General features: G+C 56.4%; 12 protein-coding genes and 3 tRNA genes. 11 read left to right on the plus strand and 4 right to left on the minus strand.

All coding sequences use genetic code 11. From position 1 onward, the window contains the following. The first annotated feature begins 55 nt into the window (after positions 1-55). Complete coding sequence (yjeM, locus tag ACQG1Y_RS02200; RefSeq protein WP_015572460.1) at positions 56-1,555, plus strand: glutamate/gamma-aminobutyrate family transporter YjeM; 1,500 nt, start codon at positions 56-58, stop codon at positions 1,553-1,555. A gap of 36 nt (positions 1,556-1,591) precedes the next feature. Here the strand turns inward: yjeM and mscM are convergent, their stop codons facing one another. The 3 genes from mscM to rsgA form a co-directional block, all read right to left on the minus strand. Further along, positions 1,592-4,915 (minus strand): miniconductance mechanosensitive channel MscM, encoded by a 3,324-nt coding sequence (gene mscM / locus ACQG1Y_RS02205; RefSeq protein WP_045344776.1) that lies wholly within the window; start codon positions 4,913-4,915, stop codon positions 1,592-1,594. A 19-nt stretch (positions 4,916-4,934) separates the two neighbouring features. After that, a complete protein-coding gene (gene asd, locus ACQG1Y_RS02210; RefSeq protein WP_026080660.1) occupies positions 4,935-5,903 on the minus strand; it encodes an archaetidylserine decarboxylase in 969 nt (322 codons plus the stop codon). Between the two features lie 97 nt (positions 5,904-6,000). Then, positions 6,001-7,053, minus strand: coding sequence for a small ribosomal subunit biogenesis GTPase RsgA (gene rsgA / locus ACQG1Y_RS02215; RefSeq protein ID WP_003855964.1), 1,053 nt, complete (start codon positions 7,051-7,053; stop codon positions 6,001-6,003). A gap of 107 nt (positions 7,054-7,160) precedes the next feature. Here rsgA and orn point away from each other — a divergent pair, with 107 nt between their 5' ends. The 4 genes from orn to ACQG1Y_RS02235 all read left to right on the plus strand — a co-directional run bounded on the left by orn (position 7,161) and on the right by ACQG1Y_RS02235 (position 8,220). After that, entirely contained in the window at positions 7,161-7,706 is a 546-nt protein-coding gene (orn, locus tag ACQG1Y_RS02220) for an oligoribonuclease (protein ID WP_015572462.1), read from the plus strand. Between the two features lie 196 nt (positions 7,707-7,902). Continuing rightward, positions 7,903-7,978, plus strand: a tRNA-Gly gene (locus ACQG1Y_RS02225). Positions 7,979-8,023: 45 nt separating this feature from the next. Beyond that, positions 8,024-8,099: transfer RNA gene (locus tag ACQG1Y_RS02230), tRNA-Gly, on the plus strand. Between the two features lie 45 nt (positions 8,100-8,144). After that, positions 8,145-8,220, plus strand: a tRNA-Gly gene (locus ACQG1Y_RS02235). A gap of 270 nt (positions 8,221-8,490) precedes the next feature. Here the strand turns inward: ACQG1Y_RS02235 and queG are convergent. Then, complete coding sequence (queG, locus tag ACQG1Y_RS02240; RefSeq protein ID WP_368740779.1) at positions 8,491-9,630, minus strand: tRNA epoxyqueuosine(34) reductase QueG; 1,140 nt, start codon at positions 9,628-9,630, stop codon at positions 8,491-8,493. On the opposite strand from queG, the gene nnr reads away from it, so the two are divergent. The 6 genes from nnr (at position 9,629) to hfq (ending at position 16,157) form a co-directional block, all read left to right on the plus strand. Continuing rightward, the gene (gene nnr / locus ACQG1Y_RS02245) at positions 9,629-11,152 is read left to right on the plus strand and encodes a bifunctional ADP-dependent NAD(P)H-hydrate dehydratase/NAD(P)H-hydrate epimerase (RefSeq protein WP_196359035.1); all 1,524 of its coding nucleotides are present in this window, start codon (positions 9,629-9,631) and stop codon (positions 11,150-11,152) included. The genes queG and nnr overlap by 2 nt on opposite strands. Continuing rightward, complete coding sequence (tsaE, locus tag ACQG1Y_RS02250; RefSeq protein WP_003855970.1) at positions 11,145-11,606, plus strand: tRNA (adenosine(37)-N6)-threonylcarbamoyltransferase complex ATPase subunit type 1 TsaE; 462 nt, start codon at positions 11,145-11,147, stop codon at positions 11,604-11,606. Before nnr ends, tsaE begins: the two co-directional genes overlap by 8 nt. Before the next feature lie 16 nt (positions 11,607-11,622). Then, the gene (gene amiB / locus ACQG1Y_RS02255; protein ID WP_023295800.1) at positions 11,623-12,963 is read left to right on the plus strand and encodes an N-acetylmuramoyl-L-alanine amidase AmiB; all 1,341 of its coding nucleotides are present in this window, start codon (positions 11,623-11,625) and stop codon (positions 12,961-12,963) included. Between the two features lie 9 nt (positions 12,964-12,972). Continuing rightward, positions 12,973-14,817 (plus strand): DNA mismatch repair endonuclease MutL, encoded by a 1,845-nt coding sequence (gene mutL, locus ACQG1Y_RS02260; RefSeq protein ID WP_368740780.1) that lies wholly within the window; start codon positions 12,973-12,975, stop codon positions 14,815-14,817. Further along, entirely contained in the window at positions 14,810-15,760 is a 951-nt protein-coding gene (miaA, locus tag ACQG1Y_RS02265) for a tRNA (adenosine(37)-N6)-dimethylallyltransferase MiaA (RefSeq protein WP_017383956.1), read from the plus strand. Before mutL ends, miaA begins: the two co-directional genes overlap by 8 nt. Before the next feature lie 85 nt (positions 15,761-15,845). After that, positions 15,846-16,157: an RNA chaperone Hfq gene (gene hfq / locus ACQG1Y_RS02270; protein WP_003855990.1), complete on the plus strand. Its 312-nt coding sequence runs from the start codon at positions 15,846-15,848 to the stop codon at positions 16,155-16,157. Positions 16,158-16,161 lie beyond the last annotated feature (4 nt).

Below are 16,161 nucleotides of genomic sequence, written 5' to 3' on the forward strand. Positions count from 1 at the left end.
TTTGTCTGGTCATCTGCTACCATCCGCGCAGTTTAATTCCGTTTCGGATGGTTATATGTCTCACTCACTCAAAAAAATGACCCTTACCGGGCTCATTCTGATGATTTTTACGTCAGTCTTTGGCTTTGCCAATAGCCCGTCCGCGTTTTATCTGATGGGCTACAGCGCGACGCCGTTTTATATCGTTTCCGCTCTGTTCTTCTTTATCCCGTTTGCGCTGATGATGGCGGAGATGGGCTCGGCGTACCGGAAAGAAGAGGGCGGCATCTATTCGTGGATGAACAACAGCGTCGGTCCGCGTTACGCATTTATCGGTACGTTCATGTGGTTTTCATCCTACGTCGTCTGGATGGTCAGCACGGCGGCCAAGGTTTGGGTGCCGTTCTCAACGTTTCTCTTCGGTGCGGATAAAACGCAGGTCTGGTCTCTGGCGGGGCTGAGCTCCACGCAGGTGGTCGGTATTCTGGCAGTGTGCTGGATGGTGGTGGTCACCCTGGTGGCCTCGAAAGGCATCAACAAAATTGCCCGTATCACTGCCGTTGGCGGTATTTCCGTGATGTGCCTGAACCTGGTGCTGCTGCTGGTCAGCATCGCCATTCTGTGCCTGAACGGCGGGCATTTCGCACAGGAAGTCAACTTCGTTTCATCGCCTAATCCGGGTTACCAGTCCGGGCTGGCCATGCTCTCCTTTGTGGTGTTTGCCATCTTTGCTTACGGTGGAATTGAAGCCGTGGGCGGGCTGGTCGACAAAACCGAAAATCCGGAAAAGAACTTCGCCAAAGGTATTATCTTTGCCGCCATCGTCATTTCCATTGGCTACTCACTGGCGATTTTCCTCTGGGGCGTCAGCACCAACTGGCAGCAGATGTTAAGTAATAACACCACCAACCTCGGCAACATTACCTACGTGCTGATGAAAAGCCTGGGGGTGACGCTGGGCAACGCCATGGATCTCGCGCCGGAAACGTCGGCCACCCTGGGGATCTGGTTTGCGCGGATTACTGGCTTGTCGATGTTCCTCGCCTATACTGGCGCATTCTTCACGCTGATCTACTCGCCGCTGAAAGCGATTATTCAGGGGACGCCAAAGGCGCTGTGGCCCGCACGTATGACGCAGCTGAACGCTGCCGGTATGCCTGCCAACGCGATGTGGATGCAGTGCCTGCTGGTGTGCGTGTTCATTCTGCTGGTGTCCTTCGGCGGTGATACCGCGTCGGCGTTCTATAACAAGCTGACCCTGATGGCGAACGTATCGATGACGCTTCCGTATCTGTTCCTGACCCTGGCGTTCCCGTTCTTTAAGGCGAAGCGGGATCTGGAGCGGCCGTTTGTGATCTTCAAAACCCGCGCGGCGACGCTGCTGGCGACCACTGTTGTGGTGCTGGTCGTCGCGTTCGCCAACATCTTTACCGTCATTCAGCCCGTGGTTGAGGCAAATGACTGGAACAGCACGCTGTGGATGGTTGGCGGACCGATCTTCTTCTCGCTGCTGGCAATGGGGATTTATGAGCATTACCGTCGTCGCTCGACGGCCTGTGTAGCAGAAGTGGCGTAAAGGATTGACCCCCTCCCGACGGGGAGGGGGAAAGGATTACAAACTTCCCGCCGGGCGCGTACGCGCCGCTGACGTCAACGTTCTTCCCGTCTTACGTCCGTCCAGCGTTTCCAGACGCATCTGGAACGGTGGGAACGGCATATCAATACCGTGCTCGCGGAAGCCAGCCAGAATCAACTGGTGGATCTCATGGCGCAGCGGCATACGGTGTCCCATCTCGGCGGCGTAGATACGCAGCTCGAAAATCTGGATCCCCTGCTGCAAATCAACCAGGAACACTTCCGGCGGCGGGTTGTCGATTACCAGCGAACAGCGTTCAGCAGCCGTATAGAGGATCTGCGTTACCTCTTCGCTGTTGGCATCCGACGGAGCGGGTACGGTCAGCACCACACGCGTGACGGAGTCGGACAGCGACCAGTTGATAAACTGCTCGGTGATAAACGCCTTGTTCGGGACGATGATCTCTTTACGGTCCCAGTCGCTGATGGTGGTGGCGCGGGTGTTGATCCTGGTGACGCTGCCGGTGAGATCGCGGATGGTCACCGTATCGCCAATTCGAATCGGCTTTTCAAACAGAATGATCAGACCAGAAACGAAGTTGGCAAAAATCTCCTGTAAACCAAAACCCAGGCCTACGGTCAGGGCGGCAACGAGCCATTGCAGTTTTGACCATTCGATACCAATCATCGAGAAGCCAACCAGCCCACCAAACAGCATGATTAAATACTTGGTGATGGTGGTGATCGCATAGCCCGTGCCGGGGGTTAAATCCAGATGCTGCAACAGCGCCAGCTCCAGCAGGGCAGGGAAGTTACGGATCAGCTGCGTGGTGATGATCAGCACCAGAATCGCAATCAGCACGGCCCCTAAGGTGATGGGCTCCAGACTTTCGACCCCCTGCACCGTGGACGTCACATCCCATAAAGAGATGTTCTCCAGGAAGCCAAACGCGGAGTGGATTTCCGACCACAGGAAGATCACCGACAGCAGGGCAACCAGCATCAGAATTGAGCGTACCAGCCGCAGGGACTGGGTACTGATCGCATCCAGATCCAGTTCGACGTCATCGGCGTCTGTGGTCCCTTCGGTGCTGTTGACGTGGTTCGGCTCTTCCTCACCCCGCGCGCGCTGGGCCAGAATTTCTGCGCGACGGTGTTTGGCACGGTCAAACGCCAGACGACGACGCTGAATCAGCATGCCGCGGCGAATAACATGGTAGACCACCAGCAGCAGGAACCAGATAGCCACCGACGTTTCCAGTCGGGCGAGCAGCGCCTGCGCCGTGGCGAGATAACCGACCGCTGCCGCCAGCATCGCCGCCAGCGGCGCGCTGAGCAGCAGGTTCCACAGCAGACGGTTAAACATGTTATCGCCGCTGCCGGTCTTGTCGAGATAGAGCGGGATCCCGGCGCGTTTCAGGCTGAGCGTCACTACCGCTAACGCCCCGCAGATCAGCATAAAGCACAACCGTCCCAGCGAGCCGGAGAACTCACGGTCATTGAGATTATCGAACATGATCAACGCCATAATCAGCGGCACAATCAGCCCGATACTCATCAGGTAGTAACGCATCGCCCGCGCAACGCGATTACGCGGCCAGCCAAAGTGAGCGATGAACAGACCATTTGGCCGCGCAAACGTGGCGCAAATCATCACCACCCACAGCAGCGGAACGGTGGCGGTCACGCCATCGCCAATCGCGACGGCAAGCGGGTAGGGCCAGGCTTCACGCAGGCCGTATCCGAGCGTCATCCACAGCACCGGCAGCGGAGACGCGACCAGAATTGACCAGAACACAGTACGCAACGTCAGCCAGAAGTGATCCTGGGTTACTTTTCCCACTCGGGCGCTGGAGCGCTCAAGGAAACGGGTGAAGTGACGACGGGAATAAATACTGAAGCCCACCAGAATCAGCGCCCCCAGCAGCGGGAAGATGGTCTCCTTGCTGGTTATCATCATTACGCTGGCGAGGCCCAGCTGGCTGAAGGTGTCCAGCGAAATGAGGCGGCGCAGATCCTGCACAATCTCAATCGGCCAGGCGAAGGTCATCGGCCGCACGTCGGACGTCCAGAAAAGGTAACGGTGCGTGGCTTCGTTGACCTCTTTCAGCGCATCCTCCAGCTGGCTATTCGAGACTTTCAGCTTAGTCAGCTCAAGGATCAGCGTATCGCCTCCCTGCAACAGGGAATTGAGCAGTTCGCGTTGGGTGCGCAGCTGCGCTTCCAGAATACGACTTTGCTCGCCGGTGAGCGGCTGTCCGTCAGCCTGACGGATCTGGCGGATTTGCGGCTGCTTGTTGAGGAGATCCTCATAATGAAGACGCTGAACGCGCAACTGCGCCATCTCCGTATCAAGCTGCTGCGGTTTTGGCATCTCTGGCAGACGAGCCACCTGCGCGCGTAACGCTTCGCCCAACAGGTTAGACGAGCCAAGCCACTGGGACTGTTCACGCAGCGTGTTGAGCGCCTGACGAACCTGGAGGATTTGATTGGTGGCCTGACGCTGCTGCGAGGCCACCAAATCCATGCGCTGCGCCTGCTGATTCAGCGCGGCAGAAAGCTCGCGGTTAACCTTAAACTGGGCGACGATGCTGTCGGGCAGGTTAGCACTGTTTTCGGCCAGTAACTCGGTGCTTTCCAGCGCACGTTCAGCTTCACGCTGACGCTGGCTGTTGAGTTGATTTCTCAGCGCCTGGAGATATGCATCCAGCTGCTGGCTCTGCTTCTGCGCCAGCTCGGAACGCATCCGCGACAGTTCCTGGCGGTTGTTAGCGGAAAGCTGCGCCAGCTCCAGTTCATCAACCAGCGCTTTTAGTCTGGCGGATTCCGCCTGTAACCCAAGATTTTGCGCCTGATTCTGCGGTGTGCTGCCTGTCTGCGTCCCGATGCGACGTTCCACCTCATTTAACTGACGGCGGGCATCGGTTTGCTGCTGTGGAAGCTGGCTGAGGGAATCGGCAATTTCACGCGCCCGTTCCTGCTCCTGCTGCGCCAGACGGCTTTTTTCCAGCAGTTGGCTGCTGACTTGCAGGATCTCCTGATTCAGCGCCTCGGACGTCATCCCCGCGGGGACCTGGCGTGGTTCATCGCGCAGGTTGTTTAGCTGCGAGCGCAGGGTCTGAGAGAGTTTGGGGAAGTTGTCGATAACCTGCTGGTACTGCTGCGCGCGCTCAAGGGAACCCTTTCGTTCCTCAAGCGCGTTCAGTGCAGACTGGAGTGACTCAACGGTCTCCGGCTGAGCGGGTTTCGCCGCTTTTGCCTGCTCCAGCTCCTGGGTTATCTGTTTGGCGTCGGGGGCCGTCGCTGCGTACGCCCCCATGCTGAGGCACCAGGCCATCAGTAATACGATAATCGGGCGCACGTCAGCGATCCTTCTGTTGTTAGCCTTCGTCTTTTTTGTCGTCAACCAGCGGGCTGGCGTCGTGCTCGGCTTTGATCTCTTCTTCCGGCAACGGGGCAGGCGCAACCTCTGGCGTCACAAAGACCTCCGTCGATACTGCCAGAGGCTGGCCGAGTTTGGTCACGGACAGGCTTTCCAGCTCGTCGACCAGGTTAACTTTGCCCGGTGCGAACAGGTTGATGACCGTTGAGCCCAGCTTGAAGCGACCCATTTCCTGACCTTTCAGCAGGGCCACAGAACCTTCTTCTTCGCCGGCAGGCCAGGTCCAGCGCTTGATCACGCCTTCGCGCGGCGGCGTAATGGTGCCCGCCCAGACGGTTTCGATGCTGCCTACAATGGTAGCACCCACCAGAATCTGCGCCATTGGGCCAAACTCAGTATCAAACAGGCAGATGACGCGCTCGTTACGGGCAAACAGGTTAGGAACGTTTTGCGCCGTCAGGTGGTTTACAGAGAACAGATCCCCCGGCACGTAGATCATCTCGCGCAGAATACCATTACACGGCATATGCACGCGGTGGTAGTCGCGCGGGGAGAGATAGGTGGTCGCGAAAGTCCCGTTGCGGAACAGATCGGCCATTATGTAGTTACCGGCCAGCAGCGCTTCCAGGCTGTAGTTATGGCCTTTCGCCTGCAAAATTTTGTCGTCTTCAATTTTACCCAGCTGGCTGATCACGCCGTCCGCTGGCATCACCAGCACGTTCGGGTCGGTATTCAGCGGGCGCACTTCGTCGCGCAGCGGACGCACAAAAAATTCGTTGAAGGTGCGGTAGCTTGCCGTATCCGGCTTCTGCGCTTCTTTCATGTCGACCTTGTAGTATTTCACGAACAGGTCGATGACCAGTTTGGTCAGCCAGCCCGCTCGTTTGCTCGCGCCCCAGCCCGCCAGGCGAGTGAGCCACAGTTTCGGCAGAATGTATTGAAGCGAAAGTTTAAATGAGTTTAACAAGGTAGCCTCCAGGCCATTGTTTTGTCGTTCCTGATCCGGCATTACGCTGCCGGAACCTGAAAAAAGGGGACGATTTTAGCGACGCTTAGCTTAGTTGTCAGTTATCAGAATCAGAAAAGTTTTTACGCGTTTTTACCTGGTCCATGCTTTCGAGAATACGGTGGTAATTTTCGAAACGGGTTTCCGCAATTTCTCCGTTCTCTACCGCTTCGCGGATAGCGCAGCCCGGATCGTTGTCATGTTTACAGTCGCGGTATTTGCAAGCGCCTAAATAGTCATGGAATTCGACAAATCCGTTAAAGATTTGTTCCGGCTCGAGGTGCCAGAGACCAAATTCACGCACGCCCGGGGAGTCAATCACATCGCCACCGTGCGGGAAGTGATAGAGACGTGAGGCAGTGGTGGTGTGCTGGCCCAGGCCCGAGACGTCAGACACATCGTTGGTCAGGATCTCCTGCTGAAGGCCGAGCAGGTTGTTAAGCAGGCTCGATTTACCTACGCCGGACTGCCCCGCAAAGATGCTGATGCGGTCGGTCAGCGCATCTTCTAACGGCTTCAGGCCATCTTTGGTGCGGCTGGAAACCATCAACACGCGATAGCCAATGTTGCGGTAAATATCCATCTGCTCATTTACAAAGGCCATGGCCTCGTCATCCAGCAGATCGATTTTATTCAGCACGATGAGCGGCTCAACCTGTAGCGTTTCGCAGGCCACCAGATAACGGTCAATAATATTGAGCGAAAGCTCAGGCAAAATCGCTGAAACGATCACTATCTGGTTGATGTTGGCGGCAATAGGCTTCACGCCGTCGTAGAAATCCGGACGGGTCAGAACCGACGTGCGTTCATGCACGGCTTCAACGATACCTTTAACCGTTACCCCTTCCGCCGCCTCTTTGCCTGGACGCCAGACCACGCGGTCACCGGTCACCAGGGAACGGATGGTGCGACGGATATTGCAACGGTGGATATCCCCGTCGGCGGATTCGACATCGGCGTGCATGCCGAAGCGGCTAATCACAACGCCTTCTGTCGCTTCGCCAAACAGGTTGTCGTCGTAATCGGGCTTCTCCGTAGTGGTTTTAAGACGGCGCTGGTGATTTGCATTCACGCGGCGCTGCTGCCCTTTGGAGAGTTTATTTTTACTCAATCGCGCTGGCTCCTGGTCGCCCGTAGCGGGCAAAACCTCTATGATACACTCTAATTAATACTAGTTAACCTGCTACTGCCGGTTATGCGAGAAGGGTGGAAAATAACATGAGCGCGGACGAAAACAACCTGATTTGGATCGATCTGGAGATGACCGGCTTGGATCCCGAGCGCGATCGCATTATTGAGATCGCCACACTGGTCACCGATGCCAATCTCAATATTCTGGCGGAAGGCCCAACGATTGCCGTTCACCAGTCCGATGACCAGCTTGCGCTGATGGATGAGTGGAACGTGCGTACTCATACCGGCAGCGGGCTGGTAGAACGCGTGAAGGCCAGCTCCCTGGGCGACCGCGAAGCGGAGCTGGCGACGCTTGAATTTCTGAAGCAGTGGGTGCCGGCAGGAAAATCGCCTATCTGTGGCAACAGCATTGGTCAGGATCGTCGTTTCCTGTTTAAGTACATGCCGGAGCTGGAGTCCTACTTCCACTACCGCTATCTGGATGTGAGCACCCTGAAAGAGCTGGCCCGCCGCTGGAAACCGGAAATTCTCGACGGCTTCACAAAGCAGGGGACGCACCAGGCGATGGACGACATCCGGGAGTCTGTTGCGGAGCTGGCGTACTATCGCGAAAACTTTATTAAGCTCTGATTTTGCGATCCGGCGCCTTGCGTGGCCGGGTTTTTGTCGCTAAATTGTTCAGCTTGCCGATTAAATAAGCACTTGAACTGAATTTCAAAAAAATCGCTTTGAGGGGGGTTGCAGCTAAACGGATTTCTCGTATAATGCGCCTCCCGTAACGACAGAGAATTACACGTTACGACAGCAACAAAAGCAGTACAGATTTGCGGGAATAGCTCAGTTGGTAGAGCACGACCTTGCCAAGGTCGGGGTCGCGAGTTCGAGTCTCGTTTCCCGCTCCAAAATTTGAAAAGTATCGCAAGATACGCCAGCACCAGAACACCCAAGCGGGAATAGCTCAGTTGGTAGAGCACGACCTTGCCAAGGTCGGGGTCGCGAGTTCGAGTCTCGTTTCCCGCTCCAAAATTTGAAAGTATCGCAAGATACGCATAGCACCAGAACACCCAAGCGGGAATAGCTCAGTTGGTAGAGCACGACCTTGCCAAGGTCGGGGTCGCGAGTTCGAGTCTCGTTTCCCGCTCCAAATTCTTCTTCATCTCCAGGTTATCCACAGCGAAGTGCTTCGTTGGGGACGTTTTCTATTATGTCTGAAATACTCTTGTGAACAGAGTTATCCACAGAAACCGTGTTAAAACCAGTCTGTACGAAATGTTAGCAGGGTGAATGATATCTTCGTAATTCCCTGTAATTTATGAAGAAAATTTGATTTCAAAATGTTATTGAGATCACTTGACCTGTTTGCCAGAGCTGATGGCACCTGAATTCTTATTTTTATTCACAGCCTGTGAATATATCACACATCCCGCGGCAGCCCTTTTTCAATCACCCTGACCAGGCGCTGTTTCTTCGGTAACTGCACTTCAACCACACCCGCATTTCGCTTCTCAATTTGCTGCGCAATCGCCCATTCTATGTGCTCATCAAGAAGTGGGTGCTCACCTCTACGGCTTTCGAGCGCCTGAAGATTTGCTTCATCCCACGGGGCATTCCCCAGCGCAACGGCCACATTACGCAGCCAGCGCAGGTGGCCGATACGACGTATGGCGGAACCTTCCGTCACCTTCAGGAACCAGGCTTCGCTCCAGGCGAACAGTTCGATCAACTGCGGGGCATGTAACGCCTTGCGCGGACTGAAGTCTTCTTCGTCCGTCAACTGTGAATAACGGTTCCACGGACAAATCAGCTGACAGTCATCACAGCCGTAGATGCGGTTGCCGATAAGCGGACGAAATTCCTCTGGAATGGTGCCTTCTAGCTCGATAGTGAGATAAGAGATACAGCGGCGCGCATCAACGGTATACGGTTCGACAATAGCGCCCGTTGGGCAGATGGTCATACAGGCCACACAGCGACCACAGCCTTCTTCCACCGGACCGTCTACCGGCAGGGGTAAATCAATCAGCAGTTCACCCAGGAAAAAGAATGAGCCCGCGTCGCGGCTTAAGATAAGTGAGTGCTTACCTGTCCAGCCGAGCCCGGCTTTTTCGGCGATAGGGCGCTCAAGAATAGGCGCAGAATCGACAAAGGGTCTAAAATTCAGCGAAACACAGTGCTGCTGAATGGTTTCCCCGAGCTTTTTTAGACGGTTGCGCAGAAGTTTATGGTAGTCACGTCCCAGAGCGTATCGGCTGACATAACCCAGCAAAGGATTTTTTAGCGTGCGCGCAAAGGCCGCGTTAGCAGGCAGATAGTTCATGCGTACGCTAATAACGCGCAGCGTACCCGGCAACAGCTCGTGGGGGCGGGCACGCATCATACCGTGACGCGCCATCCACTCCATCTCGCCGTGGTATTGTTTATCCAGCCATGCCTGGAGCTTAGGCTCGCTGGCAGAGAGGTCGGTGTCAGTAATACCGACCTTCTGGAAGCCCAGTTCAGCACCCCACTGTTTTATTTTTTGCGCTAATTCATTGAGATCGAGGGGCTGTGACATGACGGACCATACTGTGAAGAAAAACCCCGCAAGTATACCACATTCCATCTGGCATGCGGATGACCTCCGTCGGGCCGAGAAAGAGGCCGCAGATAGCCTCGGCATTACCCTTTACGAACTGATGCAGCGCGCGGGCGAGGCGGCGTTTAACGTGGCGCGTACGGCTTATCCGAATGCTTCGCACTATCTGATCCTGTGCGGACACGGCAATAACGGTGGCGATGGTTATGTGGTGGCTCGTCTTGCGGTGGCGGCGGGGCTGCGCGTCACCCTGCTGGCGCTGGAGAGCGACAAGCCGTTACCGGAAGAAGCGGGCATGGCGAGAGAGGCCTGGCTGAATGCGGGGGGCATTATTCATGCGCCTGATATCGTCTGGCCCGAGGATGTCGACGTGATTGTTGACGGTCTGCTGGGGACGGGACTGATGCGCGCGCCTCGCGATGACGTCGCCGCGCTGATTACGCGCGCTAATGCGCACCCCGCCCCGGTGGTAGCGCTGGATATTCCCTCCGGCCTGATGGCGCAAACCGGCGTGACGCCGGGCGTGTCGATTGAGGCGGCGCGCACCGTGACCTTTATCGCCCTGAAGCCGGGTTTACTGACCGGTAAAGCGCGGGATGTCGTGGGCACGTTACACCACAACGCCCTGGGGCTGGAAAACTGGCTGGCCGGACAGGATACCCACATCACCCGCTTTGATGCCTCCCTGCTTGCACAGTGGCTGCCGCCGCGCCGTCCCACGTCCCATAAGGGCGACCATGGCCGACTGCTGATTATCGGCGGCGATCGCGGCACGGCAGGTGCGATTCGTATGACCGGAGAGGCCGCGTTGCGCAGCGGCGCCGGATTAATACGCGTGCTGACCCGTAGCGAAAACATCCCGCCCATTATTACCGCGCGGCCGGAGCTGATGGTCCACGAGCTTACCCCGCAGGCGATTGAAGAGGGTCTTGAGTGGGCGGACGTGGTGGTCATTGGTCCGGGCCTGGGTCAGCAGGAGTGGGGTAAACAGGCCCTGCAAAAGGCCGAGAATTTTCGTAAACCGATGCTCTGGGATGCCGACGCGCTTAACCTTCTGGCAATAAACCCGGATAAGCGTCACAATCGCATTCTGACGCCGCACCCCGGCGAAGCCGCACGGCTGCTTAACTGTAGCGTGGCAGAAATTGAAAGCGATCGCTTACTTTCAGCCCAACGTCTGGTAAAACGTTACGGAGGTGTTGCCGTTTTGAAAGGGGCGGGGACCGTTATCGCCAGCGATGGTGCGATGGGCATCGTTGATGCCGGTAATGCAGGCATGGCGAGCGGCGGCATGGGCGATGTGCTCTCTGGCATCATTGGCGCATTGCTCGGACAGAAACTTCCCCTTTATGATGCAGCCTGTGCCGGCTGCGTGGCCCACGGTGCGGCGGCTGACAGGCTGGCTGCTTGTTACGGAACGCGCGGTATGCTGGCCACCGATCTTTTTTGCACGCTGCGGCGTGTTGTTAACCCGGATGTGATTGACGTAGAAAATGACTAATCGAGCGATTCCTTTACCTGATGAACAAGCCACTTTAGATCTCGGCAAGCGCGTGGCGCAGGCCTGTCAGGGGGCGACCGTCATTTATCTGTATGGTGATTTAGGCGCGGGTAAAACAACCTTCAGCCGTGGCTTTTTGCAGGCGTTAGGGCATAACGGGAACGTAAAAAGCCCGACCTACACGCTGGTAGAACCGTACACGCTTGAAAATATCATGGTGTACCACTTTGATTTATATCGTCTTGCGGATCCTGAGGAGCTGGAATTTATGGGGATCCGCGATTACTTTGCCAACGACGCCATCTGCCTGGTGGAGTGGCCGCAACAAGGTGCGGGTGTGCTGCCTGACCCGGATGTCGAAATTCACTTAGATTACCAGGCACAAGGGCGTGAGGCGCGCATCAGTGCGGTTTCCTCATCAGGCTGTTCCTTACTGGCGCGTTTAGCCGGTTGAGCGTAGGGATAACGGGATGATTAATCGCGTTAAAGGTTGGGTGCTGGCTGCCACGGTCCTGCTGTGCGCGCAGGCCGGGGCGGCCAGCCTCTCGGATATTCAGGTGTCTAATGGCGATAGCCAGGCCCGTATTACGTTCAGCTTTATGGGCGATCCTGAATATGCTTTCTCACAAATCGACAGCCGCAGCGTGGCGCTCGATATTAAACAGACCGGGGTGATCCAGGGGCTGCCGCTCCAGTTCAGCGGCAACAATCTGGTGAAAAGCATCCGTTCGGGGACGCCGAAGGATGCGCAGTCTCTGCGTCTGGTGGTCGATCTCACCGAAAAGGGCAAGACGAAGGCGGTTAAGCAGCAAAACGGCGCCAATTATACGGTGGTCTTTACCATTAATGCTGATGTTCCGCCCCCGCCACCGCCTGCACCTGTTGTAGCAAAACGCGTGGAGGCGCCGGTTTATACCCCAAGGCCGTCTGAGCCAGCCCGTAATCCGTTTAAATCACAAAATGACCGACTTACCGCCGTGACCAGCAGCAACACGGTGACGCGTCCGGCGGTCAGCGCGCGGCGTACGCCGGTCAGTGGCGACAAAGTGATTATCGCCATCGACGCCGGACACGGCGGGCAAGATCCTGGCGCGATTGGCCCGGGCGGCACGCGGGAGAAAAACGTCACTATCGCCATTGCCCGTAAGCTGCGTGCGCTTCTGAATGACGATCCGATGTTTAAAGGGGTCATGACCCGCGACGGAGATTACTTTATTTCAGTGATGGGACGCTCGGATGTGGCGCGTAAGCAAAACGCCAACTTCCTGGTGTCGATTCACGCGGATGCTGCGCCGAACCGTAACGCCACCGGCGCGTCGGTATGGGTGCTGTCGAACCGTCGCGCCAACAGTGAAATGGCGAACTGGCTTGAAGAGCACGAGAAGCAGTCTGAACTATTAGGCGGGGCAGGCGATGTGCTGGCAAACAGCCAGGCCGATCCGTATCTCAGCCAGGCGGTGCTGGATTTACAGTTCGGTCATTCTCAGCGCGTCGGGTATGATGTCGCCACTAACGTACTGAGCCAGCTGCAAAGCATTGGATCGCTGCATAAGCGTCGCCCTGAGCATGCAAGCCTCGGTGTCCTGCGTTCGCCGGATATTCCGTCGATTCTGGTAGAGACGGGCTTTATCAGTAACAACGGCGAAGAGCGCCTGTTGGGCAGCGACAGCTATCAGCAGCAAATTGCCGAAGCGATTTATAACGGTCTGCGTAAATACTTTGACGCGCATCCGCTTCAGTCTGCGCCGCAGGGCGGGGCCGCCCAGACGGCAAGCGCCGCGCTGCCGGGTGAGATGACCGCGACTAATTAAGGAGAGTTCATGCCGATTCAGGTTCTACCGCCGCAGCTCGCGAACCAAATCGCCGCCGGTGAGGTGGTGGATCGCCCTGCGTCGGTGGTGAAGGAACTGGTGGAAAACAGCCTCGATGCAGGGGCGACCCGCATTGATATTGATATCGAACGCGGGGGCGCAAAGCTTATCCGCATTCGTGATAACGGCTGTGGCATCAAAAAGGACGAGCTGGCGCTGGCGCTGGCGCGTCATGCCACCAGTAAAATTGCCTCACTTGACGATCTGGAAGCGATTATCAGCCTGGGTTTTCGCGGCGAAGCGCTGGCCAGTATCAGCTCCGTTTCCCGCTTAACGTTGACCTCCCGCACGTCCGACCAGCAGGAAGCCTGGCAGGCCTACGCCGAAGGGCGTGATATGGACGTCACGGTTAAACCTGCGGCGCACCCGGTAGGCACCACGCTTGAAGTGCTGGATCTCTTCTATAACACGCCCGCCCGGCGCAAGTTTATGCGAACCGAGAAGACCGAATTCGGACATATCGACGAGATCATCCGCCGCATCGCGCTGGCGCGCTTTGATGTCACCATCAACCTCAGCCATAACGGTAAGGTGATGCGCCAGTACCGCGCGGTGGCGGAGGGTGGACAAAAGGAGCGTCGGTTGGGCGCCATCTGCGGCACACCGTTTCTGGAAAAAGCGCTGTCCATTGAGTGGCAGCATGGCGATCTGGCCCTGCGCGGCTGGGTTGCCGATCCGAACGCTAGCAGCGCCGCGTTCGCAGAAATCCAGTATTGCTACGTCAACGGCCGCATGATGCGCGACCGCCTGATTAACCACGCTATTCGACAGGCCTGCGAAGATAAGCTCGGCGCCGATCAACAGCCCGCCTTTGTGCTTTATCTGGAGATCGACCCGCACCAGGTTGACGTTAACGTGCACCCCGCCAAGCACGAGGTGCGTTTCCACCAGTCGCGCCTGGTGCATGATTTCATCTACCAGGGCGTTGCCGCTGTATTGCAGCAGCAGGCAGAGCCAGAGTTGCCGCTGGCAAAAGAAGAGCCCGCGCCGCGCCCACTGCCGGAAAACCGCGTGGCGGCCGGGCGTAACCATTTTGCCGAACCGGCGGTCGCGCGCGAGCCGGCTGCTCCACGTTTATCCCCGGCGGGCAACGCGCCGCGACCAACCGGTGCCAACTATCCCAACGCTCAGCCGGGCTACCACAAACAGCAGGGGGCGCTGTACCGCAAACTGCTGGATACGCCGGCGGTGGAGCATAAAGAGCACATCACGGTTTCAACCCCCTCTCTGGATGGGCATAGCCAGAGTTTTGGTCGGGTATTGACCATTATTGCTCCCGACATGGCGTTGCTTGAACGCGAAGGTAAACTGCTGTTGCTGGCGCTTTCCGTGGCGGAGCGCTGGCTCAAACAGGCGCAGTTAACCCCGGGGGTGAATGCCGCCTGCGCACAGCCGCTGTTGATCCCCGTTCGCCTGAAAATATCCCCTGAAGAAACAGGGGTTTTGCGGCGCGTGCAGACGCAACTGGCCGAAATGGGGATTGAAATCGTACTGGACGCGCAGCATGTGACAATTCGCGCAGTGCCTTTACCCTTACGCCAACAAAATTTACAAAACTTGATTCCTGAACTGATAGGCTACCTGGCGCAGCAAACGACGTTTGATGCCGCCGATACCGCGCAGTGGATCGCCCGCCATCTGGCCAGCGAGCATGCACCGTGGAGTATGGCGCAGGCGATTACCGTTCTGGCGGAGGTGGAGCGCCTCTGTCCACAGCTGGTGAAAGCGCCTCCAGGTGGTTTGTTACAACCTGTTGATTTACAAACGGCGATGACCGCCCTGAAACATGACTGATGTAAGTAAGGCGAGCCTGCCAAAGGCGATTTTTTTAATGGGGCCAACGGCCTCCGGTAAAACGGCGTTAGCCATTGAGTTACGTAAAGTTTTGCCAGTAGAGTTGATTAGCGTTGATTCAGCCCTCATCTACCGAGGGATGGACATCGGCACGGCGAAGCCCAACGCAGACGAACTGCGTGCGGCACCGCACCGTTTACTGGATATTCTCGACCCGGCACAGGCTTACTCCGCGGCAGATTTTCGCCGCGACGCCTTAGCCGAGATGGCCGAGATTACCGCCGCGGGACGCATACCGCTGTTAGTTGGCGGCACGATGCTCTACTTTAAGGCGCTGCTGGAGGGGTTATCGCCTCTGCCATCGGCCGATCCGGAAGTGAGAGCGAAGATTGAGCGGCAGGCGGCAGAGCAGGGGTGGGACGCTTTGCACAGGCAACTGGAAGAGATTGATCCGGTTGCCGCAGCGCGGATCCACCCAAACGATCCGCAAAGGCTTTCCCGGGCACTGGAAGTTTTTTTCATTTCGGGTAAAACTTTAACGGAACTGACGCAAACGTCAGGAGACGCTCTGCCGTATCAGGTGCATCAGTTCGCCATCGCCCCGGCGAGCCGTGAACTGCTCCATCAACGAATTGAGCAGCGTTTTCATCAGATGTTGGCTTCAGATTTTGAAGCAGAAGTGCGGGCGCTTTTTGCCCGTGGAGATTTGCATACGGACATGCCTTCCATTCGTTGTGTGGGATACCGCCAGATGTGGTCGTATCTTGAAGGTGAGATTTCATACGATGAAATGGTTTATCGAGGTGTTTGCGCCACGAGACAGTTAGCGAAGCGCCAGATCACCTGGTTACGCGGTTGGGAGGGTGTTCACTGGTTAGACAGTGAAAAACCACAACAGGCGTTAAACGAAGTGATTGAGGTTATTGGTGATATCGCTGACTGAATGTGTACAATTAAGCCGTATCGTGCGCAATTTTTCAGAATCGCAAGGTTCTAAGTACAAAACAAGCATATAAGGAAAAGATAGAATGGCTAAGGGGCAATCTTTACAAGATCCGTTCCTGAACGCATTGCGTCGGGAGCGTGTTCCAGTTTCTATTTATTTGGTGAATGGTATTAAGCTGCAAGGTCAGATTGAGTCTTTCGATCAGTTCGTGATCCTGTTGAAAAACACGGTCAGCCAGATGGTCTATAAGCACGCGATTTCTACTGTTGTTCCGTCCCGTCCGGTATCTCATCACAGCAATAACGCTGGCGGCGGCACTGGCAGTAACTACCATCACGGCAGCAACGCGCAGGGTTCTTCAACACCAGCGCAGGACAGCGAAGAAACCGAATAAGGTT

The organism is Enterobacter cloacae complex sp. 397G4, from assembly GCF_050031515.1.
GTDB lineage: Bacteria > Pseudomonadota > Gammaproteobacteria > Enterobacterales > Enterobacteriaceae > Enterobacter > Enterobacter hormaechei_C.

What these genes read in the sequence shown, in the direction of transcription:
- orn (WP_015572462.1), top strand. Translation starts at nt 7,161, where the DNA reads ATGAGCGCGGACGAAAACAACCTGATTTGGATCGATCTGGAGATGACC.
- queG (WP_368740779.1), bottom strand. Translation starts at nt 9,630, where the DNA reads ATGTCACAGCCCCTCGATCTCAATGAATTAGCGCAAAAAATAAAACAG.
- tsaE (WP_003855970.1), top strand. Translation starts at nt 11,145, where the DNA reads ATGACTAATCGAGCGATTCCTTTACCTGATGAACAAGCCACTTTAGAT.
- nnr (WP_196359035.1), top strand. Translation starts at nt 9,629, where the DNA reads ATGACGGACCATACTGTGAAGAAAAACCCCGCAAGTATACCACATTCC.
- miaA (WP_017383956.1), top strand. Translation starts at nt 14,810, where the DNA reads ATGACTGATGTAAGTAAGGCGAGCCTGCCAAAGGCGATTTTTTTAATG.
- hfq (WP_003855990.1), top strand. Translation starts at nt 15,846, where the DNA reads ATGGCTAAGGGGCAATCTTTACAAGATCCGTTCCTGAACGCATTGCGT.
- mutL (WP_368740780.1), top strand. Translation starts at nt 12,973, where the DNA reads ATGCCGATTCAGGTTCTACCGCCGCAGCTCGCGAACCAAATCGCCGCC.
- amiB (WP_023295800.1), top strand. Translation starts at nt 11,623, where the DNA reads ATGATTAATCGCGTTAAAGGTTGGGTGCTGGCTGCCACGGTCCTGCTG.
- yjeM (WP_015572460.1), top strand. Translation starts at nt 56, where the DNA reads ATGTCTCACTCACTCAAAAAAATGACCCTTACCGGGCTCATTCTGATG.